18 protein-coding genes are annotated in these 23,282 nt (G+C 47.0%); 6 read left to right on the top strand and 12 right to left on the bottom strand.

Annotated features, from left to right (window positions below; genetic code table 11):
* Window positions 1–75 precede the first annotated feature (75 nt).
* From QFZ51_RS07200 to metG, 4 genes are all read right to left on the bottom strand, one after another.
* Complete coding sequence (locus QFZ51_RS07200; RefSeq protein ID WP_429044691.1) at window positions 76–852, bottom strand: ABC transporter permease; 777 nt, start codon at window positions 850–852, stop codon at window positions 76–78.
* The gene (locus QFZ51_RS07195; protein ID WP_429044689.1) at window positions 849–1,745 is read right to left on the bottom strand and encodes an ABC transporter ATP-binding protein; all 897 of its coding nucleotides are present in this window, start codon (window positions 1,743–1,745) and stop codon (window positions 849–851) included. Before QFZ51_RS07195 ends, QFZ51_RS07200 begins: the two co-directional genes overlap by 4 nt.
* Window positions 1,746–1,842: 97 nt before the next feature.
* Entirely contained in the window at window positions 1,843–4,242 is a 2,400-nt protein-coding gene (locus tag QFZ51_RS07190) for a 3-hydroxyacyl-CoA dehydrogenase/enoyl-CoA hydratase family protein (protein ID WP_429044687.1), read from the bottom strand.
* A gap of 544 nt (window positions 4,243–4,786) precedes the next feature.
* Window positions 4,787–6,925: a methionine--tRNA ligase gene (gene metG, locus QFZ51_RS07185; protein WP_429044685.1), complete on the bottom strand. Its 2,139-nt coding sequence runs from the start codon at window positions 6,923–6,925 to the stop codon at window positions 4,787–4,789.
* Between the two features lie 157 nt (window positions 6,926–7,082).
* On the opposite strand from metG, the gene QFZ51_RS07180 reads away from it, so the two are divergent.
* Window positions 7,083–7,967, top strand: a complete 885-nt coding sequence (locus QFZ51_RS07180) for a S66 peptidase family protein (RefSeq protein WP_370910907.1) — start codon at window positions 7,083–7,085, stop codon at window positions 7,965–7,967.
* 27 nt (window positions 7,968–7,994) lie between these two features.
* On the opposite strand, the gene QFZ51_RS07175 is transcribed toward QFZ51_RS07180, so the two are convergent.
* Window positions 7,995–8,807, bottom strand: a complete 813-nt coding sequence (locus QFZ51_RS07175; RefSeq protein WP_429044683.1) for a HesA/MoeB/ThiF family protein — start codon at window positions 8,805–8,807, stop codon at window positions 7,995–7,997.
* A 5-nt stretch (window positions 8,808–8,812) separates the two neighbouring features.
* Complete coding sequence (locus QFZ51_RS07170; protein ID WP_429044679.1) at window positions 8,813–10,192, bottom strand: sensor histidine kinase; 1,380 nt, start codon at window positions 10,190–10,192, stop codon at window positions 8,813–8,815.
* A gap of 441 nt (window positions 10,193–10,633) precedes the next feature.
* Here QFZ51_RS07170 and QFZ51_RS07165 point away from each other — a divergent pair, with 441 nt between their 5' ends.
* A complete protein-coding gene (locus QFZ51_RS07165; protein WP_370910910.1) occupies window positions 10,634–11,185 on the top strand; it encodes a YqgE/AlgH family protein in 552 nt (183 codons plus the stop codon).
* Between the two features lie 490 nt (window positions 11,186–11,675).
* Here QFZ51_RS07165 and atpC read toward each other — a convergent pair whose 3' ends face one another.
* Entirely contained in the window at window positions 11,676–11,933 is a 258-nt protein-coding gene (atpC, locus tag QFZ51_RS07160) for an ATP synthase F1 subunit epsilon (protein ID WP_079469459.1), read from the bottom strand.
* 59 nt (window positions 11,934–11,992) lie between these two features.
* Window positions 11,993–13,495, bottom strand: coding sequence for a F0F1 ATP synthase subunit beta (gene atpD, locus QFZ51_RS07155; RefSeq protein WP_370910911.1), 1,503 nt, complete (start codon window positions 13,493–13,495; stop codon window positions 11,993–11,995).
* Between the two features lie 343 nt (window positions 13,496–13,838).
* Here atpD and QFZ51_RS07150 point away from each other — a divergent pair, with 343 nt between their 5' ends.
* Window positions 13,839–15,065, top strand: a complete 1,227-nt coding sequence (locus QFZ51_RS07150; RefSeq protein WP_429044675.1) for a metallophosphoesterase — start codon at window positions 13,839–13,841, stop codon at window positions 15,063–15,065.
* A 37-nt stretch (window positions 15,066–15,102) separates the two neighbouring features.
* On the opposite strand, the gene QFZ51_RS07145 is transcribed toward QFZ51_RS07150, so the two are convergent.
* Both QFZ51_RS07145 and pnuC read right to left on the bottom strand, forming a co-directional pair.
* A complete protein-coding gene (locus QFZ51_RS07145) occupies window positions 15,103–15,978 on the bottom strand; it encodes a DUF4349 domain-containing protein (RefSeq protein WP_429044672.1) in 876 nt (291 codons plus the stop codon).
* 4 nt (window positions 15,979–15,982) lie between these two features.
* Window positions 15,983–16,630 (bottom strand): nicotinamide riboside transporter PnuC, encoded by a 648-nt coding sequence (gene pnuC, locus QFZ51_RS07140; protein WP_429044669.1) that lies wholly within the window; start codon window positions 16,628–16,630, stop codon window positions 15,983–15,985.
* A 328-nt stretch (window positions 16,631–16,958) separates the two neighbouring features.
* On the opposite strand from pnuC, the gene QFZ51_RS07135 reads away from it, so the two are divergent.
* The gene (locus QFZ51_RS07135; RefSeq protein ID WP_429044667.1) at window positions 16,959–18,476 is read left to right on the top strand and encodes a DUF6600 domain-containing protein; all 1,518 of its coding nucleotides are present in this window, start codon (window positions 16,959–16,961) and stop codon (window positions 18,474–18,476) included.
* Window positions 18,477–18,571: 95 nt separating this feature from the next.
* Here QFZ51_RS07135 and QFZ51_RS07130 read toward each other — a convergent pair whose 3' ends face one another.
* Together QFZ51_RS07130 and QFZ51_RS07125 are read right to left on the bottom strand one after the other, a co-directional pair.
* On the bottom strand, window positions 18,572–19,084 hold the full coding sequence (locus QFZ51_RS07130; RefSeq protein ID WP_429044664.1) for a GNAT family N-acetyltransferase: 513 nt from the start codon (window positions 19,082–19,084) through the stop codon (window positions 18,572–18,574).
* A 9-nt stretch (window positions 19,085–19,093) separates the two neighbouring features.
* Complete coding sequence (locus tag QFZ51_RS07125; protein WP_429044661.1) at window positions 19,094–19,735, bottom strand: hypothetical protein; 642 nt, start codon at window positions 19,733–19,735, stop codon at window positions 19,094–19,096.
* 62 nt (window positions 19,736–19,797) lie between these two features.
* On the opposite strand from QFZ51_RS07125, the gene QFZ51_RS07120 reads away from it, so the two are divergent.
* Window positions 19,798–20,964, top strand: a complete 1,167-nt coding sequence (locus tag QFZ51_RS07120) for a hypothetical protein (protein WP_429044659.1) — start codon at window positions 19,798–19,800, stop codon at window positions 20,962–20,964.
* A 140-nt stretch (window positions 20,965–21,104) separates the two neighbouring features.
* Window positions 21,105–23,231: a M48 family metallopeptidase gene (locus QFZ51_RS07115; protein WP_429044656.1), complete on the top strand. Its 2,127-nt coding sequence runs from the start codon at window positions 21,105–21,107 to the stop codon at window positions 23,229–23,231.
* The last annotated feature ends 51 nt before the right edge of the window (window positions 23,232–23,282 follow it).

The following is a 23,282-nucleotide window of genomic DNA, read 5'->3' as shown; positions in this document are numbered from 1 at the left end:
TTTTTCTTTGCTCAACAAATTTAAGCTCTCTGCCAAACATTTCGCTTTAAAAGAATGTGAAATATATGGATATTTCTACAGATCGGATTTTAATATTTTCCTGAAAACCAGGTAGATGCCCAATGCGATATAGGCTATCATGGCGGTTACATACACATACGCTTCGTACTGATCGCCGGTGGATACCATTTTGCCCACCAGTGGAAACGGCAGCAGCTCGTCGCCGCTCTGGAGCGGCAGCAGGCCGCCAACAGGGCCGGCATTTCTTTTAACAATAAAAGACAACAGCTGATCCAGCATCATATTATACGCCACAAAAAGCACAATGGCCAGTCCCGCCCGTTTCACCAACACGCTGATCAGCAGGGCGATGGTCAGCATCACATTAAATTGCAGGAAGTAATACAGCATGTAATGGTATCCATCCAGGCTGAAGGGCTTGTTGCCATAAATGATTCCCACCAGGGCGCCGCTGATAGTAGCCACCACTAGTGTGAGCAGGGAAATAGCCACCAGCCAGAATAACTTTGCGTATACAAACTGGCTTCTTTCCCAGCCGTCGATTACGTTCTGGCGGTTGGTGCGATACGTATATTCATTGGTTACCAGGATGATCAGGAGCAGTCCGAATAATGCGGAGATATAGCTGTTGAGCGAAGCCATGGTTAACCACACTTCCGGGAAGCTGAAGGGATTGCCAAGCATTTTGCTTATCTGTTCCAGGTTTCCGCTGAGTTTGTCGGCTACCATGAAATTGCCGGCGGGGATAATCACCAGTGCCAGCAGCAGCATTACCCAAAAGGTGCGGTAGTTCCTTACTTTCAGCCATTCGGTATAGATGATCTGTTTCATGATGCGGCGATGTTAGTGATTTCCAGGAATGCAGTTTCGAGACTTTTCTTGCGGAGTTGCAGGTAGCTGAGCCAGATGCCCTGTTGGGCGCAGTAGCTGTTGATGGCTGCGGCATCGGGGGATTCAGCGAAAGAAGCCCTGACAATGTTGCCCTGTATGATGGCGCCGGTGCAACCGGGGAACCTGAGCATGGTGGCCTGCAGCTGCGCGTTATCTGCTGCCGCCAGTTCCACGAAGTCGTTCCGGCTGATGACGGTGTTTACCGGTCCTGACAGCAATAACTTCCCGCTTCTCAAAATAGCCACATGTGTGCATACCTTTTCCACTTCATCGAGCAGGTGGCTGGTGAGGATAATGGTTTTGCCGCTATCTGCCAGTTTACGCACCAGTTCGCGCACTTCCGCGATACCGGAGGGATCGAGGCCGTTGGTGGGTTCATCCAGGATGAGTACATCGGGGTCACCGAGTAAAACAGCGGCAATGGCCAGCCGTTGTTTCATACCGAGTGAATACGTTTTAAAGGCCGAGTGCTGGCGGAGTGTAAGACCGCAGATCTCCAGTACCCTGGCAATATCGTCTTTCCCGCGCTGTTTGATAGCAGCGGAGATTTCCAGGTTTTTATACGCGCTGAGATAGTGATAGAAGTTGGGCGTTTCCAGCAACGTTCCTATTTGCCGGCGTTCTGCGGCGGAAGGCGCTTTATCAAAAAGGGTGAAGCTACCGGTATCTGCTTTGAGCACATCAGTAACAATGCCCAGCAGGGTTGTTTTGCCGCTGCCGTTTGGGCCCAGTACGCCGAACACGCTACCAGCCGGCACATCGAAGGATACACCGGACAATGCCTGCACCGTTCCGTATCGTTTGGAAATGTTTTGTAAGGATAGAATTGGCACGGGAGTAAGTCTAAAAGATGAAAATAAAAAGGGAAATGCAGCGAATGATCTTATGGCTAATCTTCACTACATTTCCCATACATTAAAATAACAGTTTCTAATTTCGTACGGGTTTGCCCGTTTTAATCACGCTTTGTAAGCGTTCCAGCGTTTTGCGTTCACCGCATAAACTCAGGAAGGCTTCCCTTTCGAGATCCAGCAGGTATTGTTCGCTTACAAAAGAGGCTTCTGTAAGATCGCCGCCGCACATCACATAAGCGAGTTTATTTGCAACTTTCTGATCATGTTCTGAAATATAATTACCAAACTTCATGGCGTATACACCTGCCAGTAAGGCTCCCAGAGCGCCGCGGCCCATTACTTTGATGTCTGTTCTTTCCACGGGGCGGGTATAGCCTTCGTCGGCCAGTGCAATTACGCTGCGTTTGGCATCGGCAATAAGGCGGCTGAGGTTCATGGTAATTTCATCGTGTCCTTTCTTTAGCACGCCCATATCAAATCCTTCAAAACCGGAGGTGGCTACTTTAGCGGTGGCTACGGTCATGAAGTAATCCTTCAGGGGTTCTTCCTCGATGCGGCCTTCCTTGTATTCCAGGCTGGCGCGGAGCGCCATTTCTTTGGTACCTCCGCCGCCGGGGATGAGGCCTACGCCCAGTTCCACCAGGCCGATATACGTTTCGGCTGCCGCCTGTACTTTATCGGCGTGCAGGCACATTTCGCAGCCACCACCTAAGGTGAGGGCATGTGGGGCCACCACTACAGGTACCGATGAATAGCGCAGGCGCATGGTGCTGCGCTGGAAGAGGCGCACTGCCATGTCCAGCTCATCAAACTCCTGTTCTGCTGCGAGCATGAAGATCATGCCCACGTTGGCGCCGGCAGAGAAATTGGTGCCTTCGTTGCCTACTACCAATCCGCGGAAATCCTTTTCGGCGCGGTCTATGGCCTTATTCAATCCTTCCAGCACTTCCCCGCCAATGGTATTCATTTTTGTTTTCCAGTCGAAACAAACCACGCCATCGCCGATATCAATCAGGTTGCAGGCGCTGTTTTTCCAGACTACATTATTGGAGAAGTTTTCCAGGATAATGAATTGTCCTTCTCCCGGTAATGGTTTGTAGGTTTGGGTAGCTACGTCGTAATATAATTTCTTGCCGTTGTCTACTTTGTAGAAGCTGGTGATTCCTTTCGCCAGCATATCTTTTACCCATTGGGCAACGGTGAGTCCTTTTTCTTCGATGAGTTTTACGGATGCTTCCACGCCGAGCAGGTCCCAGGTTTCGAAGGGGCCGATTTCCCAGCCGAAGCCGGCTTTCATGGCGTCGTCTACTTTATACAGGTCGTCCGCTATTTCAGGAATGCGGTGCGACACGTAGGAGAACAGGAATGCGTGGAACTGTTTGTAGAAGTCGCCGGCCTTGTCGGAAGCTCCTGCCAGCGCTTTGATGCGTTGTTTCAGGTCTTCGATGGGTTTGGCTGCGTCGATACTGGAAAACTTAGCTCTTTGCTTTGGTCCGTACTCCATTGACTGGAGGTTCAGCGTAAGGATTTCCTTACTGCCGCCGTCTCCTTTTGTTTTCTTGTAGAAACCCTGCCCTGTTTTATCGCCCAGCCAGTTGTTTTCCACTACTTTCTGGAGGAAGGGAGGTATTTTAAAGATGCCGATGGCTTCATCCTGCGGGCAGTTTTCCATAACGCCTTTGGCTACTTTCACCAGGGTATCTATCCCTACCACATCGGCGGTACGGAAGGTAGCTGATTTAGGGCGGCCGATGACAGGGCCGGTGAGTGCATCAATTTCGTCGATGCCGAGGCCCATTTCCTGCATGATGTGAAAGATGGCCATGATAGAGAACACGCCTACCCTGTTGGCAATAAATGCCGGGGTATCTTTACACAGTACGGTTGTTTTACCGAGGAAAAGATCGCCGTAGTGCATGAGAAAATCTATGACAGCGGGATCGGTATGTGGTGTTGGAATTATTTCGAGTAAACGGAGATAGCGGGGCGGGTTAAAGAAGTGGGTACCGCAGAAGTGTTTCTGAAAATCTTCGCTGCGGCCTTCTGTCATGAGGTGGATCGGGATGCCGGAGGTGTTGGAGGTGATGAGGGTACCAGGTTTCCGGAACTGCTCCACCTGGGTAAACACGCTTTTCTTCACATCCAGGTTTTCCACAACTACTTCAATGATCCAGTCAACATCCGCGAGGCGTTTCATATCATCGGTGAAGTTGCCTGTTTTAATGCGTTTGATCACATCTTTGGTAAAAACGGGCGACGGGTTGGATTTTATGGCGGCCTGCAGGGCATCATTCACAATCCGGTTCTTCACAGCGGGACTATCCAGTGGCAGATTCTTTTTCTTTTCTGCCTCGTTCAGTTCCTTTGGCGCTATGTCCAGCAGTAAAACCTGTACGCCTATTCCTGCAAAATGGCAGGCAATCCTTGATCCCATTACCCCAGAGCCTAAAACGGCTACTTTGTTGATGTGTCTCATTGCTTTGGCTTTTGGCTGTCAGCTTTTTATTCATTACGCGGAGCTTCCAGCATTTGTAACTTAAATTTACCGATCCTTGAATTTAGCATTTTTTGGAGTTCCATCATCAGGGGGCACCCGATTTCTGTAAAATTTGCGGATCGGAGCGTAGTTTGTCTTTCTCAGGATTAAACTTATTACACTGATTACGCTGATTTGATCACTTTTGATTTTAAAAGATTCAGGGAGATATAAGCGAAAGTATCCGGTTAGGGGATTTGACCTCCTTTGATTTTAAAAGATTCAGGGAGACATAAGCGGATATTTTCGCTTATATCTCCCTGAATCTTTTAAAATCAAAAGTGATCAAATCAGCGCAATCAGTGTAATAAGTTTAATCCTGAGGAAAGACAAACTACGCTCCGATCCGCAAATTATACCGGCTTTATGAAGGCTTCGCCATTACTTCGTATTCGCTTTGCACCTGCTTTACACCCGGAGTATCCGTGCAGTGTACACGGAGGTGACGTGGACTTGATCTGGAAACCAGCTACCCTGCCGGGTTTCAGCTTACTCCGCTGCCCGGCTTTACACCTTCGGCGGGGTTTACGAAAATCAGCTTGCCATTGTCTTCCGCCATCAGGATCATGCCCTGGCTTTCAATTCCGCGCATTTTGCGGGGGGCCAGGTTGGCTACCAGGGTTACCTGTTTGCCTACAATGTCTTCCGGGTTGAAGTGCATAGCGATACCGGAAACGACGGTACGTTGTTCGGTACCTATGTCTACCAGCAATTTCAGTAATTTATCGGCTTTGGCTACTTTTTCTGCCTGCAAAATGGTTCCTACGCGCAAGTCCAGTTTAGCGAAATCGTCGTATTGAATTTCGGGCTTTACCGGGGCGGGAGGCGCTTCTTCCACGGCGGGCGCAGCTGCAGCGGCGGCATCCATCGCCTGTTTTAAACCTGCATGGAGTTTTTCCACCTGAGCGGTTACCTGGTCGTTTTCCACCTGCTTGAATAACAGTTCCGGCGGACGCAGGGTATAGCCCACACTCAGCAGTTTGTCGCTGCCGGCGTTGTCCCATTCCAGCATACGGTCCACCACTTTCAGCATGTGGCAGATCTTTTTCGCGGTAAACGGCAGGAACGGCTGGGAGAATATCGCCAGGTTGGCCGTCATCTGCAATGCGATGTGCAGGCAAATGTCGATGCGACCCTGTAAAAATGCGATGTCCTTTTCTTCGTACTGCGGGTATTTGGCGTGTTGTTCTCCATTCTTCAACTTTTCAAGTACGCTTGCCAGTATCCAGGGTTCATTTTTCTGGAGGTATTGATTGCCTTTCCGGGCAAATTCAATCACCTCAGACAGTGCTTCCCGGAAGCGGTATGTTTCGATGCTGGTTTCAATCTTCTCTTTTGCCAGGCCGAACTCTTTCAGCATTTCGGTATCGCCGTCGTTCATGAACTCAGGATGCAGTGAAGGTACTTTTCCACCGCACAGTTTATGCATCAGCACCATTGCGCGGTTGACGAAGTTGCCGAAAACGGCCACCAGCTCGCTGTTATTACGATCCTGGAAATCCTTCCAGGTGAAGTCGTTGTCTTTTGTTTCCGGCGCGGTAGCACAAAGTACATAACGGAGTACATCCTGCTGATCGGGGAAGTCTTCGATATAGTCGTTTACCCACACGGCCCAGTTACGGGAGGTGGATACTTTTTCCCCTTCAATATTCAGGAACTCGTTGGCAGGTACATTGTCCGGCAGTACAAATCCGCCGTGCGCCTTCAGCATGGCCGGGAAAATGATACAGTGGAAAACGATGTTGTCCTTACCGATGAAGTGCACCAGTTTGGTATCGTCTTTACACCAGTAGTCCGCCCAGTTTTCGGTCAGCTCCTTTGTAGCGGAGATATAACCGATGGGGGCGTCGAACCATACGTACAATACCTTGCCTTCCGCATCCGGCAGGGGTACTTTGATGCCCCAGTTGCTGTCGCGGGTCATGGCGCGGCTTTGCAGGCCACTATCCAACCAGCTTTTACACTGACCGTATACGTTGTTCTTCCACTCTTTATGACCATCAATGATATATTCTTTCAGCCACGGTTCGTAGTTCTGCAAAGGCATATACCAGTGCTTGGTTTTCTTTTTCACCAGCGGTGCATTGCTCAGCGCAGAATGTGGGTTGATCAGTTCATCCGGGCTCAGGGTTCTGCCACAGCGCTCGCATTGGTCGCCATAGGCTTTATCGTTACCACAATTAGGACAGGTTCCGATAATGTACCTGTCTGCCAGGAACATTTCTTTCTCCGGATCAAAAAACTGTTCGCTTTCTTTTTCTTCAAACAAGCCGTCGTTGTACATCTTCAGGAAAAAATCCTGGGAGGTCTGGTGATGTATGGAAGCACTGGTGCGGGCAAAAATATCGAAAGAGATTCCCATTGCAGCAAAGCTGTCGCCTATAATTTTATGGTATTTATCTACCACATCCTGCGGACTCACGCCTTCCTTCATTGCTTTGATGGTGATGGGAACACCGTGTTCATCTGTGCCGCAAACAAACTTCACATCTGCCTTTTTTGCACGTAAATAACGCACATAAATATCTGCAGGCAGGTAGCAGCCGGCGAGGTGTCCGATGTGCACCGGGCCATTGGCATACGGTAATGCCGCAGTTATTAAATATCTATTAAATTTTGCCATATTCTCTTAAAGAATGCTTAAATAAACTTTAAATCAGTGATTGTTTTTGGAATCACCATAACAATTTATCACCTTAGTCAGCGAATAAAGAATGAATTTACGCTAACTAATCTGCAAAGGTAAACAAAAGGAACAATGGTAAAAATTCCGCCCATATTTGAAAAAAGGTGATCTGATCGGAATTACCTGCCCCAGTAGCAAAATGGATCTGCAGGCAGCGGAGTATGCACGTGGCGTACTCATTTCCTGGGGTTACCGTGTACACCTCGGTATCACGGTAGGAACCAGCTTCCATAACTTCTCCGCGCCGGATGAACTACGGCTGGAAGAGTTACAGGATATGCTGAACGATCCGGAAATAAAAGCGATTATATTTGGCCGTGGTGGCTATGGAATGGTGTGTATCATAGATAAACTGGATTTCACCCGTTTCCGGAAGCAGCCCAAATGGCTTTGCGGTTACAGTGATATTACTACGCTGCATGCGCATGTGCAGCGGCACTTTGGAATTGCCACGCTGCATTCCGTAATGTGCAGCGGTATTACCCCCGATACATTTGATAATGAATATACAGAAAGCCTGGCAACAGCGCTGAGAGGGAAAGCCTACCGCTACTCCGCACCAGCGCATCCAATGAACAAGGAAGGCAAAACCACCGGGATACTGGTAGGCGGCAATTTATCTATCCTGGCCAACCTTTCCGGCACTTCGTCACAAATCAACACCAAAGGAAAGATCCTGCTGCTGGAAGATATCGGTGAATACCGGTATAACATCGACCGTATGATGTATAACCTCAAACGTGCCGGTTGGCTCGACAACCTCGCCGGACTGGTAGTAGGCGCCTTTACGGATGGCAAAGAAACAGATACTCCTTTTGGCCAGTCGGAGTATGAAATTATCAGTAACCTGGTTAAAGACTACGACTTCCCCGTTTGCTTTGGTTTCCCCAGCGGACACCAGACAGCCAACTACTCGCTCAAACTTGGTGTGAAGCACGAGTTGAAGATAGGCGCCAAAACCGTGCTTGCGGAGGTGTAGCGGATGGATCGGCAGGCAGCTTCCGCACTAGTCCTCTACGTCAGGAACGATCTCCAGGCCGTATTCTTCCGCGGTGAGGACACCAGCGGCGCGGGTGCTTTCTATCAGTGCGGTATCGGGTTGCAGGTCGTGAACCTGGGTTTGATTGTGGAGGTAGTCGATACCATAGAATTTGCCGGCGATGCCCAGGGGAACACCGATCAGGTATTTGACCACTTCGCAAACGATTTGGGTACCGAGGGCGCCGTGGGTAGCGCCAAGGGCGCCAGCATCGAAATTGCGGTAGCCTTCCGTGAGCGGTAATGCGCAGCGATAGGATGCTGAAGTGGTGCCATCCGGCATGGGCATATTAAACCCGGCGAACCAGCCCATCCAGTTATGTACTTCCCCGGTGATATAAGGTTTGTTGTGTACCAGGCAGGCATCGTTGATCACCAGGTGGGTGGGCAGATGCTGGGTGCAATCTATCACGAGGTCGAATCCTACCAGCATCAGGTTGATGCTGTCGGGTTTTACCTGCATGAGGATGGGGTAATGTTTTGTATATGGGTTGACTGCCCACAGGCGGCTGGCAGCCATTTTTGCTTTGTGTTTGCGGATGTCCTGCATCTGGTAGATGGGCTGACGGTGCATGTCTTCATCATTGATCACGCCATAGTCGGCAATGCCGATTACGCCCACTCCGCTGGCGCTGAGGTATTGTACCACCGGGCTTCCGAGGCCGCCGGCGCCTACTACCAGTACGCGGGCTTCCTTGAGCTTCTCCTGCATGGTGATGCCCATGCCCGGCACGGCAATAGGATTTTTGAAATGTTGTATTTCTTTTTCGCTGAGTATCATATGCTTTATCCTTTATCCAGTTCCTGCGGAAATTCGAGGGTAAACTTGCTGCCTTTACCTACTACGCTTTCCACTTTAATTTTTCCTTTATGTGCGTCTACAATGGCCTTTACATACGTGAGTCCTAGGCCGAAGCCTTTTACGTTATGTACGTTGCCGGTATGTGCGCGGTAGAACTTTTCAAAGATACGTGAAATAGTGTCGCGGCTCATACCGATACCGTTGTCTGCAATCACGATGAACAGGCTTTTGCGGGTATTGTAAGTTTGTATTCTTATCTCCAGCTGATCATTGGAATATTTGATGGCATTATCCATCAGGTTGAAGATGAGGTTGGAGAAGTGAACATCATCTGCCATGATAATGGGGTTGATGGCATCCAGCTGAAGATCCACCACGCCATTTTTGGTGGCCAGCTGCAACTGGAGGTTATCGGCGGTACTTTGAATAACGTTGTGCACATCAGTCGGCTGGAGTTTCAGCGTTATTTCATCTTTCTCAAGGAGGGCGGATTGCAGGATGCTTTCCACCTGTTTGTTCATACGTTTATTTTCTTCTTTGATGATGCCGGAGAAATACTGGATTTTTTCCGGTTTTGACATTACTTTCTCATTCCTGATAGCATCGATGGCCAGCGAAATAGTGGCCAGTGGTGTTTTCAGTTCATGGGTCATGTTATTGATGAAATCCGATTTTATTTCCGAGAGTTTTTTCTGATTGAGCAGGGTGCGGATGGTAAGTGCAAATGCAGTGATGATGATCATGGTAAACAGGACGCCTCCTGATATCATGATACCTAATTGTTTGGCCACCGAATCATCGTTGGGCATGATGATGTAAAGCTTTTCTGCCCGTGGATTAAAATCATTGGATTCCGACAGGAGGATCACCTGTACGCGGTAGTCTTTCTTCTCTTTAATGCTGTCGGCTTCATTTTGCTGGAACATCTTTTCAAACCCGGCCGACTGCATCCGGATGGTACCGAATTCCGATCCGGGAACAGTGCCGATGATGGCAAATTCGAAGCTGGAACTATCGAGGTGATTTTTCCTCATATTGTTCTGGATGCAACGTTTCACTTCCTGCACAGTAAAGAAGTCGCTCACGGAGGGAACGCTGTATTGGGGTACCCGGTTAATGTCGAGATTAAATCCTTTGGTAGCGGCTCCTTCTTTGTTATCGAGCTTAAACATAATGGCAGCCTGGCGGCGGTACATCATATCGTTATATACGTCCCTGGACATACTGACAGCGCGCTGAAAGAGCTGGTCCTGTTTGATATGCACGGCACTGATGATCCAGCTGACCTGGATATAAATGATTCCAAGCAGGGACAAAGTGATCAGGATAACGATGACGGGGAAAATCTTCTTCAGTGGTATCATGTAAGTTTTTGTCAGGCTTTAATTATCTCAAAGATAAGTGCGAAGAAATACTAAAATATGTTAAAAAAGATGTTTGCTATAGCAACTATGATACAAAATTCCAGACGGGATATTGCCTCTGTACTTATTCTCCGCAATACAACATCACTTTAACGTAATTTTAACTGGGTACTGCTGTTTTTATTAATGCTTCTTTCCTTACCTTTGCTTCAGAATCTTGGTACTAAATTTGATTAGTTCAGGATCATAACAAAGTAATTAAACTTTCTACATACATCGATGTGGATTCGTTCCATAAGCGATTTAGATTTTGGTTGATAAAATGGTAAGGAGGTTTTCTAGCCTCCTTTTTTTATTTTTCCTACTTTCCTCTCATTTTTCTTTTTACTTTACTATTCAATGATTTAGTTAAATTTGAACAGGCTATAAAATTGTTTGTCTATGGTAACTTTGTCGCCCGGCATTTTGCTGATAGCTGATCCATTTTTAAAAGATCCAAATTTTGCGCGCACGGTAGTACTTCTTTGTGAATACCAGGAAAAAGGCAGTTTTGGCTTTGTAATCAATAAGTTGTTTGATCAAACGCTTAGTGATCTTGTGCCCGAGGTATTGATAGGCAATGTCCCGGTGTACTATGGTGGTCCGGTACAGATGGATACCATTCACTTTGTGCACCGGCATCCGGAGCTGATCAGCGGGGGGCAGGAGATATTGCCTGGTGTTTTCTGGGGTGGCAGGTTTGACCAGGTAGTGGCTGCCATCAATAAGGGTTTGCTGGAGCCGGACAAGGTTAAATTCTTTATTGGCTATTCCGGCTGGACAGAGGGTCAGCTGGACGAAGAGGTAAAGGAGAAATCCTGGATCTTATCTGACACCGACACTTCACTGATATTTGAGCGCAGGGAGCAGCAAATATGGCAGCAATCCCTTAAAAATCTTGGCAGTACCTTTGCCATGATGGCAAATTATCCAATTGATCCTTCCTTAAATTAATGGTAATATTCTGAGACAGAAGGAGATGGGCTGTGCCCGGTATTTAAAGTGAAAAATGAACAGGATGAATGCTGTTTATTTAAAACAAATTAAATATCTTGCTAAAGTAATTGGGGAATCAAACCAGCTACATAGCCCGTTTTCAGGTAATTTAATAACCGATAAGATACACCTATGAAGGCAAAACCTATGAACATTTTGCTCCTTCTATAGACCGATACCAGCATTTACCTGATCACTAACTGATTATTGTCAAAGGCATTCATTAGGTAATATAAACAGCCTTGATGAGGCTGTCTATTGATGTACATGTAGTTACTGCGGATATCTCGTATAGCCGTGCAGGTAATGTATTGTACATAATGAATAGGAGGAAATCCCGGTGGACAGTCCTGTCCTTAACCGGGTCATCTAAGATTGGAATAGTTAGGACAAAACGAAGGCCGGGTATTCTTACCCGGCCTGGTTATTATATTTTAGCTGGTATGCTTTATTTTTCCACTGCTACAGCGCCTTCTACGAGTACGGTAGCCTTATTGCGCAACACTTCCACAAATCCGCCGCTGATGGTATAGAACTCTGCATGAGCTTTATCTTTCAGCACTTTCATTTTACCATTTCCGAGGGCTGCAATTAATGGCGCATGTTTATCCAGTATTTCAAAAGAACCGTCAATGCCCGGCAGTTGTACTCCGTACACTTCTCCGGCATATATTTTTCTTTCAGGTGTTAATACTTCTAATAGCATGTTATGATCGTAAATGGTGAAGGGTAATGATCCCGGCGGAACCGGGATCATTGACTTAATTAGTTATTCGCTGCTTCCAGTAATTTCTTACCTTTTTCAATAGCTGCTTCGATGTTACCTACCAGGTTGAAGGCTGCTTCAGGATACTCATCTACTTCACCGTCCATGATCATGTTAAAGCCACGGATAGTTTCTTCGATTGGTACCAGTACGCCTTTCAGACCGGTGAACTGTTCTGCTACGTGGAATGGCTGGGACAGGAAACGTTGTACACGGCGTGCACGGGATACTGTCAGCTTATCTTCGTCGCTCAATTCATCCAGACCGAGGATGGCGATGATATCCTGGAGTTCTTTATAGCGTTGCAGGATCATTTTCACGCGCTGTGCACAGTTATAGTGAGCTTCACCCACGATAGACGGAGACAGGATACGGGAAGTAGAGTCCAGCGGGCTCACAGCCGGATAGATACCGAGATCGGAAATCTTACGATCCAATACGGTGGTAGCATCCAGGTGGGAGAAGGTTGTTGCCGGAGCCGGATCCGTTAAGTCATCCGCAGGTACGTAAACGGCCTGTACGGAAGTGATGGAACCATTTTTAGTGGAGGTGATACGTTCCTGCATCAGACCCATTTCAGTAGCCAGTGTTGGCTGGTAACCCACGGCAGAAGGCATACGGCCTAACAGCGCGGATACTTCAGAACCTGCCTGGGTGAAACGGAAGATGTTATCTACGAAGAACAGGATGTCTTTACCACCACCTGCAGTGCCATCTCCATCACGGAAATATTCTGCCAGTGTTAAACCAGACAAGGCCACACGCGCACGTGCTCCGGGAGGTTCGTTCATCTGACCAAACACAAATGTAGCCTGTGATTGTTTCAGTAATTCTTTATCTACAGCGGTAACATCCCAGTCACCGTGTTCCATTGATTCTTTAAACTTGTCACCGTATTTAACGATGTTTGCTTCGATCATTTCACGCATCAGATCGTTCCCTTCACGGGTACGTTCACCAACACCGGCGAATACGGATAAACCTTCGTAACCTTTTGCGATATTATTGATCAGTTCCTGGATCAATACAGTTTTACCCACACCGGCACCACCGAACAAACCGATTTTACCACCTTTTGCATAGGGTTCGATCAGGTCAATTACTTTAATACCAGTGAACAGTACTTCTGTTTCGGTAGCCAGATCTTCAAATTTAGGCGGCTCACGGTGAATAGGGTAACCGTTTGAAGCATCGATATCACCTAAACCGTCAATCGCCTCACCTACCACATTGAACAAACGTCCTTTCACCTGGTCGCCAACCGGCATTTTAATAGGCGCGCCTTTATCAACTACAGCCATGCCACGAACCATACCGTCGGTGGAGTCCATTGCCACTGTACGAACACTGTCTTCACCCAGGTGCTGCTGTACTTCCAATACTACCTTCTGACCATTTTCGCGGGTAATTTCCAATGCGCTGTAGATTTCGGGCAATTTGTCATCAAAGTGCACGTCCACCACGGGACCGATAATTTGTTTGATCTTACCTGTGTTAGGCATATTTTTAAAGAGGTTTATAAAAATACTAAAATGTTACTGTTCCAAAAACCGCACACAATTGCATGTATACAGTTTCCAAAATTTGCCGCAAAGGTAAGAGTTAATGGGTGAAAATCAAAACGCTAACGATGAAAAAAAACCTTTTCCCACCGCATTTTTCGCCGATTTTATCATTAATAAAGTTTTATACCCCGGCAATGCAAAGCGGAGCCTGTCAAATTATATATTTTCATTATTCATAAATAACGTGAAGCTACAGGCGCCATTCATATAAAAATAGCTTCCTTTTCTTAATTCCTTTACTATTTTTAAATCGCTATCCTGATATATACAATATATAAATATGATAAAGTCAAACAGTGAACAATCCCGCAGGTCATTCCTCGGCAACCTTTCCAAAGCAGGATTACTGGGCATCACCGGCATTGTACCGGCCGCCGCCAAAGCTGGCATCTTGTCAGCAACATCCACCACGACAGCTGCTGAACACGCTTTTCTCTGCAAACCGTACCTCCAGTATCCTGGTCCGCATACCATTTCAGTGATGTGGCTCACCAGCCGCCCCTGCTACAGCTGGGTGGAATACGGAACAGACGGGCAGCTTAGCAAAAAAGCCCACCGCGTTACAAACGGACTGGTAGACGCCAATAACCGCCTCCACCGCATAGAACTGGACCAGCTGGAGCCTGGAAAAAAGTATAGCTACAAGGTATGCTCAAAAGACATTGTTTCCTTTGAACCGTATAAGCTAACCTATGGCGAAACCATAGAAAGCGCCACTTACACCTTCACCGCTCCTGATCCGAAGGCGAAAGAAGTGTCCTGGGTGATCATTAACGATATCCACGACCGGCCGGCTTCCATCCCACACCTGATGAAACTGAACGGCGATGATCCTTATGATTTCGTGTTTTTTAACGGAGATGTATTTGACTACCAGGCCGATGAGCAACAGATCATTGATCATATGCTCACTCCCTGCGGTGATACCTTTTCCACACAAACCCCGTTTATGTATGTAAGGGGAAACCACGAAACCCGCGGCAAATATGCCAGGGAATGGCACCAGTATTTTGACAACCCGGGCCATAACAATTATTTCACCTTTAATATAGGGCCGGTGGCGGCTATTGTGCTGGATACAGGAGAAGATAAAGAAGATGAGCATCCTGTATACGCGGGCATCGTTGACTTCGACGCCTACCGGGAACAGCAGGCCCGCTGGTTGGAGCAGCAACTGCAAAGTCCGGCCTTCCGGAAAGCGAAACATAAAGTAGTGATGATGCACATTCCGCACTACCACTCCGGCGAGTGGCATGGCGTAAAACATTGCCGCGAAATGTTTGGCGGCCTCTTTAACAAACACAAAATTGATATCCTCATTTGCGGCCATACCCATAAATACGGCGTGTATGCCCCGGCAAAAGGACAGCATGAATACCCGCTCATCATTGGCGGCGGGCCCAAAGAAGGTAATCGTACCCTGATAAAGATAAAAGCCGATCAGCAGCAACTGGTATTAACCATGCTGAGAGACGACGGCACCAAAGTGGGTGAGTACACCGTGTAAGTACAAAATGGCGGAGTGGGGACTCCGCCATTTTATTTTAACCCTTTTTGCCGGATAATATCCAGCCATTCAGCAGTTCCCACAGCTTTAGTAAAAACCAGGCGCTCCCTGCGGCAAAGAAAATGGCCGCTACCAGCACTGCATAGTACTTGATAGTCCATTCCAGCGCTACTTTTACACGGGTAATAAAAGCAATACCTTTAACGGCGGCGCCTTCATACATGGAGAACTGCACGGTACAAAATTCATTTTCTTCTGCGAAATTGCCAAGCTCCACGCCCAGGCCCTGCAGTTCCTTTTCTACTTCATAGATCTGGTTATGCAGCTGGATAAAGTCCTCTATTTTGCCTTCTTTCTTTTTCAGTTCATTAAAATAAGCCAGTGAATTTTCAAGGGAAGCCTTTTGGGCATTGAGTTTACGGTATTCGCTTGTTTTATCTGTTTTGGTTATTTCGGTAGATTTTATTTCTCCGATCCCTTGTGTTGCCTGGTAAAATGAATCGAACTTTTGAGGCGAAACGCCTATCAGCAGTTGTATCTGGCGGTTCCCGCTGTTGCCGGATTGCTGCTCGTACTGTACAATGGCATCAAATTTTTTAATGGTGCCATGCAGCAGTTTTTCATCTTCCGAAAACTGTGATGATTTCGCCCGTACATTGGCTACTTTTTCATACTTCTGATTGCCGGAAACCATATCCGGTGCATTGTTCTGTGGGTTAAAGGCTTTTATTTTTTCAGATGCATAATTTTTCTGTTGCCTCATTACGCCGGATAAAAAATCATTTTCACCGGATGCTTCCTGCTGGCGGCCTTTATAGAGGTAACCATACCCGATCCTGCAGAGGAACATCAATACAAAAATGGCTATAAATGTAAGGGCTATACGACGGAATTTCTGTTTAAAAGTAAGCATAGGGTTATTTATTGGTAAGTTGTTGCTTATATGTTTTCAACCATTTTGCCAGTCCCATGGCGGCAATGATGAGCAAAATAAAGTATTCTATTCCAAGAAACTTTACATCTTTCTGAAAATAAATAAAGGTAGCTATTGCATCTACCGTTACCCATAGCAGCCAGTTTTCCCAGATCCTTTTCGCCAGCAGGATATTGGCGATCACGCTTAAAACCGCCACCAGTGAATCGGTATAGGGCCATGCTGCGGGATGTTCAAATACGTGGGGCCACCACAGGTGCAGCTGGCTGATAACATAGCCGGTAGCTGCCGACAGCAGCAGGGCTGCAATTCCCAGCCACCAGCGATGACGGGGCTGCAATGCATACACAGGTTCATTTTCCGGTTGCTTCCTGTACCAGAAGAGCCATCCATAAACCCCGGTGGCAAAGAAGTATACCTGCAGGAACATATCGGCATACAATTGCAATTGCCAGAACAATACAAAGAAGCAACTCACGTTGACCAACCCCACCGGCCAGGTAAGGATATGATCCCTTGCGGCCAGCCATACGCATAACAAGCCGGTGACCGTACCGATAAACTCCACATAACTGACCGGATATCCCAGCGTGGTAAAGAAAATATGATGAATACTGAAAAAGGAAGCCATCTTTGATTTAAGTGAGCTGCTGCAATATTACAGGAATGTTTTATTATTCCGCATATGCTTCTGTTACCGGCTGTAATGCAAGCTCTTACAGCGGTTGCGAAATTGGAACCATTTTTGTCTAATGATATATATGACGCTGTAACTGCAGCAAAGCGTTATAAAAATTTTAACATAATCCTTTAACAATTTAAAATGATTCCGCCTTCTATACTTTATTCACAGACCATTAAAAAATGCTTGTCGATATAAACACAATTTTACGCAGCATTCATTACATCTCCAGAGTCTTACAAACAACAATACCTATCAGGACTAAAAAACAGGAGTTATGAACAGTTTATTAAAACACACAGGAATATTACTTTTATTTATAGGTTCATTCATCAGCAGTTGTGCATCAACGTATGCACCCGGATATGATGATCAATATGGCTCATCCTACTCCGGCGGACCGCAGGTGCAGGTGAGCGGATCGATTTCTTTTTATGATGAATTGAGTCCTTACGGCCGCTGGGTAAGTTACCCCGGATACGACAGGGTGTGGATCCCTAATGCGGGCCGTGATTTCAGACCTTACTATACAAACGGGCACTGGGTATACACCGACTATGGCTGGACCTGGGTATCTGATTACGCGTGGGGTTGGGCAGCCTTCCACTACGGTCGCTGGTTATATGACGATTTCCAGGGCTGGATGTGGGTACCGGGTTACGACTGGGGTCCGGCGTGGGTTAGCTGGAGAACCGGTGGTGACTATTATGGATGGGCGCCAATGAGTCCGCAGTATTCTTATAATGCACCTGCTGATTACTGGGCGTTTGTACCAAGACAGTACATTAACAGTCCGCGGATCAACAACTACTACGTTAATAACAGCAGGAACGTTACGATCATTAACAACACCACTGTTATCAACAACACTAATAATTACGGAGGAAGAAGAGTATATACCGGTCCGAGTGCCAACGAAGTACAACGTTATTCCGGCCAGGCAGTACGACCAGTGAGAGTGGAAAATACCAACAGACCGGGAACCGGGGGAAGACTAGAGAATAACCAGTTGCGTATATACCGCCCGGATGCCGCAGCTATCCAGAGAGGACGTGAGGTAGACCGTACAAGACCGGTGCAGGCAGTAGATAATAACAACAACAATCGTCCGGGCCGTGTTACACCGGGCAATACTACCCAACCGGGTAATAATAATAACAATGGTGGTAACCGGGTACGTCCCGGAGAAGCGAATCAGCCTGGAAATAACAATACCGGAAATATACCTCCATATAACAACGGAGGAAGAGTAAGGCAGGGAACTACTACCCAGCCGGCAAATCCGGCTAATAATGCGAATCCGGGTAATAACAATACCCCGGGTAACTTTAACAGGCCATCGAGAGTAACACCAGACAGAACTGCTGAACAACAGCAACAGCAAAGGATCCAGCAACAACAACAGCAACAGCAGTTACAGCAACAACAGAGAGTTCAACAGCAGCAACAACAACAACAGAGAGTACAGCGGGACCAACAGCAACAACAACAGAGGATTCAGCAACAACAACAGCAGCAGCAACAGCAACAACAGCAAAGGGTACAAAGGGAGCAACAACAGCAGAGGGCTCAGCAGCAACAACAACAGCAACAGCAGCAACAGCAACAAAGGGTTCAAAGGGAGCAACAGCAACAACAGCAGAGGGTACAGCAACAACAACAACAGCAACAGAGACAACAGCAACAGCAACAACAGCAAAGGATACAAAGAGAACAGCAACAGCAGCAACAACAACAGCAACGGCAGCAGGAGCAACCCAGACAACAGGGGGAACGTCCTTCACGTGTAGGATAAACTTCCTTTGACATAACGAAAGTACGAATGATAACAGCGGCAAAGATGTTTGTGAGATTACATCATTAATGCCTTGTATCTCATTCGTACTTTTTTTATTTGTTATAAACGTATTTATACAACTGTTCCTTTATATTTGGAAACATAGCAGCAGCGGGCGCTAGTCCTTTCTGCATCAGGCGCAGTTCCAGCGGCGGATAGTGGGGATGATACGGAGGCTGGTGATAGGATTCAGCAAACGCCTGGTAGCCCAGTCGTTCATAAAATTTAATTCTACGTATAGCCTGTTCCGTTACAGGCGGTTCCACTTCCAGTACAATTCCGTTCAGTTGCGCCTCCATCAGCTGCATTACCTGTGTTCCGGCTCCTCCTCCCCTTGTGCCGGGATGAATAGCAAAATGTTCTATAAAACTAAATTCAGGAAGGTTCCAGTAGAAAATAAATCCGGCAAAAGCGTCTTCGCGGTGAATATGCAATAGCTGCAGTTTCCCGGATGCGACCAGCTGCACCTGCTGGTTCCAGGGTCTTCTTTCCTCTTCGGGAAATGCTTCTTCATACAAATCCCTGGTCGCTTCATTGGCGATGGTGGTGAGTATTAGCCGGATCATGCGGCGAAGTTACTGATTATCCTGTGCTGGTGGCGCCGGTATATTTTTAACGGAGGGTACACACTCGAACGGATCGGGATTGCCGGCGGGGGCAGGTTTATCGGCAGCCCAGCAGAAATTCATTGGCTGGCTGGTAATGCTGATCAGTTTTACGGCCACCTTGCTGCCTTTACGGCTGTTGGAGGCTGCAATGCTGCGGGTACCTTTCTCCGGAATATTACTGATGGTATACCGTTCTGTTTTAAAAACTTCGTTGTTGTTGCGCATGTAGGAAACGCTGACTACTACATTATCCAGCGGGTATTCTGTTTGATTTCTTACGATAATATCCAGGTCTTTGATCCCTCCCAGCAGCCCTGTGCGGTAATCGCCGGCGGTAACGGCAATGAACTGTTGCCAGTTTCGCCGGTAATAAGCCCTGCGTTCAATAAACTGGCCGGCCACCCTTTGGCGGAGTTCCTGGTGATCGGTTATTTGCCGGGAAACTGCCCCGGATTGATCCAGACTTTTACGCAGATCACGGTTTTCGTTCCACAGGCGCTGATTTTCGGACAGCACTTTGCGCACTTGCCGTTGTTGCTGACAATAGCCCAGGGTAAATACCACGATGAGCAACAGGAGTATGGCGGGATAAACATAAGTTCTTTTCATATCAGGGGAAAGAGAAAAAATAATGCCAATGCATTTTTATTACATTTGTACAAATGGTTTCAATGCAGCTGATTATTGTAAATAATGAACAAACCGCCCGGCAATTTATCGACGTGCATGTGAATTTAAATAAAAATGTACCTGGTTGGATAAGGCCGCTGGATAAAGATATTAATACTGTTTTCGATCCTGAAAAGAACAAGGCATTCCGTCATGGGGAGTGTATCAGATGGATTTTAAAAGATGACAAAGGCCGGTTAGCCGGCAGGATTGCGGCTTTTACTAACAAGAAATATAAGACAAAAGGAGATGAGTGCCTGGTAGGCGGTGTGGGTTTCTTTGATTGTATAGATCAACAGGAAGCAGCCAACCTGCTTTTTGATACGGCCAAACAATGGCTGCAGGAAAAAGGCATGGGAGCGATGGATGGTCCTATTAATTTCGGGGAGCGCAATAACTGGTGGGGATTGCTTACAGAAGGGTTTCATGAGCCATTATACTGCATGAATTTCAACCCTCCCTATTACATCCGTTTATTTGAGCAGTATGGTTTTCAACTTTTCTTCCACCAACTTTGTTATGGAATGAGGGTTAGTGACCAGCTGCTGCCAAAATTCTTTATCCGGCATGCAGCTATTGAAGCTGATCCGGCTTTCAGGGCGGTGCATATCCGGAAGAATGATCTGCCGCGGTTTGCCGAGGCATTCAGCATTGTGTATAACAAGGCATGGGCGCAGCACATGGGTGGAAAGGAAATGGGGAAAGCGCAGGTGCTGGCGCTGTTTAAGCAGATGAAGCCGTTGATGGACGAAAAGATAGCGTGGTTCGTTTATCACAACGACGATCCTATTGCCATCTGGCTGAATTTACCGGATCTGAACCAGTATATAAAACATATGAACGGGAAATTTGGCTTGTTACAAAAGCTGAAGTTCCTGTGGTTAAAGCAAACCGGTTACTGCAAAAAGATGGTGGGAATTATATTTGGTGTAGTTCCTGAATTCCAGGGGAAGGGCGTGGATGCTTATATGATTGTAGAAGGGGCGAAATTAATTCAGAGCGGCATGTCTCATTATGAAGATTATGAAATGCAGTGGATTGGTGATTTTAATCCGAGAATGCAGAATGTGGCCGAGGGGCTTGGTGCTACGCCAACCCGCAGGCTCGCCACCTATCGTTATTTATTTGACCGCTCGGCTCCATATAAAAGGCATCCGATCCTGGCATAAAAAATAATCCGCCGGAGCGGGGTATATACATCTCTCATATGAATATATGGGAGCATTGGGGGAGTATATAAGTTTATGAATATTATGTAACATTTAAATCTCTTTTGCTGTTACAATCGTATCTAACCTGATGTTTTGTTATGACCAACTTATACCCTGAGTGCCCTGATAACGCGGATCTGGCACTTATTCAGCCCACGTTACTATTCAGGCAACAGATAACGAAAGCCGTCAGCTGCGTGGTGTTGTTCTTTATTCTCTACGTGGTACTGCTATTGGCAACCGTTGCGCTGGCTGTGGCCTGTGTGTCGGGGGGGATTATGTTATTCCGCGCTTATCCGGCCTGGAGCACCGGCATCATCGGACTCAGTTTCATTTTACTGGGTGGGATGGTATTGTTTTTTCTCATTAAATTTCTTTTCAACAAACGTTCTGCGGGTAACCCTTACCGTATGCAGATCTTCCGGGATCATCATCCCCGTTTATTTGATTTTATTACGCAGCTGGTGAAGGACACGCGCATCAGTTTTCCGAAGAAAGTATTTATTGTACCGGATATGCATACTACGGTATTCTATCATTCCAGTTTTCTGAGTTTATTCTGGCCGGTGGGGAAAAACCTCGAAATAGGTTTAGGATTAATTAATAGTGTAAACGTGAGTGAATTTAAGATGTTGCTGGCGTATGAGTGTGCACATTTCTCGCAGCGTAGTATGAAACTGGGCAGCTACATCTATGCATTGAATAAGATGTTGTATAATATGCTGTATGAAAATGAACGGTGGGATGAAATAGAGGCCCGCTGGAGCAGTGGCAGCAGCCTGTTAAGTTTCTTTGCGCATATTACTACGAGGATACTGAACGGAATGCAGTATGTATTGCGGAAGATATATGCGATCATTAACCGGCAGTACCTGGAATTAAGCAGGGAGATGGAATATCATGCAGATACAGTAGCTGTGAGTCTTACCAGTACAGAAACAGCTATCAGCGGTTTACGGCGGCTGGAAATGGGCGGATACTGCCTGGATCATTGTTTTCATAAAGTACCGGATCTTGCAGAAAGAACGCTGCGGTTTGCCAATATTTTTACGGCGCAGCGGGCCATGATCCGTTACTATGCTTCACAGAACCATCTCGCAGTGGATGCTGCCGGATTACCGGTTATCACCGACAATTATTTCCATACTTTTCTGAAGAGCCGGGTGCAGCTGCGGGAGCAGTGGACTTCGCATCTTTCCAGGGAGGCGCGGGAGGCGCATTATTTAGCGGCGAATGTTTCCTGTAAGCCGGTCAGCCTTAGTGCCTGGAACCTGTTTAATGAGCCGGAAAATGTGCAGCAGCACATGACTTCGCTGATATATAATTTCACGGTACATAACAGTGACGAAACATTTACGGAGATCACTCCTGCCGCCTACATTGAAGAGCTTTCGCAACGGCACCGGTTATACGAATATCCGAAAGCATTTAATGATTACTATGATAACCGGCCATTCTGCGGCATTAGTGAGGAGTTTACCCGGCTGTTGCCACCGGAGGAAATAACCGCCGGCAGTTTACAGGCGCTTTATCATCCTGATATTATTATGAGGATGCGGGCTTTTTACCGTGACCGTCAGGATGAGGAAACGTTGCAGGCTATCAGCAGCGGGCAGTTTCAGACCAGTTATTTTGAATTTGACGGACAGAAATACAGTGCCGCGCGGGCAAAGCAGCTGGCCCGGATGTTATCTGCGCAGGTTACGTCCGAAGAGGCGTGGCTGCAGTGTCATGATCAGCAGGCCTTCCGGTATCATTATACCGTTGCCATGCAGCAAAGTCCGGCTAAGGCGGCCCTGCTTAAGGAGAAATACACCCAGATCCTGCAGTATCAGCAAACCGGCCAACAGTTGAATGAGCAGGTGATCCGGATCATTCATTGTATCAGCCTGTTGTTTAATTCCGGCGAACAGGATATCGAATCGCTGCCGGCGCTTTTTGATGAGCTGTCGGCCGAGTGCTGGGGTTTCCGGATGATGACGGAAAACATTCAGCAGGGTGCGTTGTTCGGCAGTTTTCCCGAAGGTATGGAGGAAAAGCTGAAAAGATTCAGGGAGCATGATTGCACTTTTATACAGGATATGATCCCCGACTATGTGGCTATCCAGGAGTTACATGAAATCAGTTCAGCGATGATGGAACATTTCAACAACGGAATCATATTACTAAAAAAATCATATCTGGAATTTATTTTAACCTTAGAGCCGGGAGCGTACCCCGTTTGAAGCGCTGTTCCTGTTGTGCATTTTTCTCTTACTGAATTTGTGCGTATTTTC

It is taken from the genome of Chitinophaga sp. W3I9, assembly GCF_050434025.1.
GTDB lineage: Bacteria > Bacteroidota > Bacteroidia > Chitinophagales > Chitinophagaceae > Chitinophaga.
The sequence above is the reverse complement of the archived record's forward strand: the minus strand, read 5'-3'. Positions and strand labels throughout refer to the sequence as shown.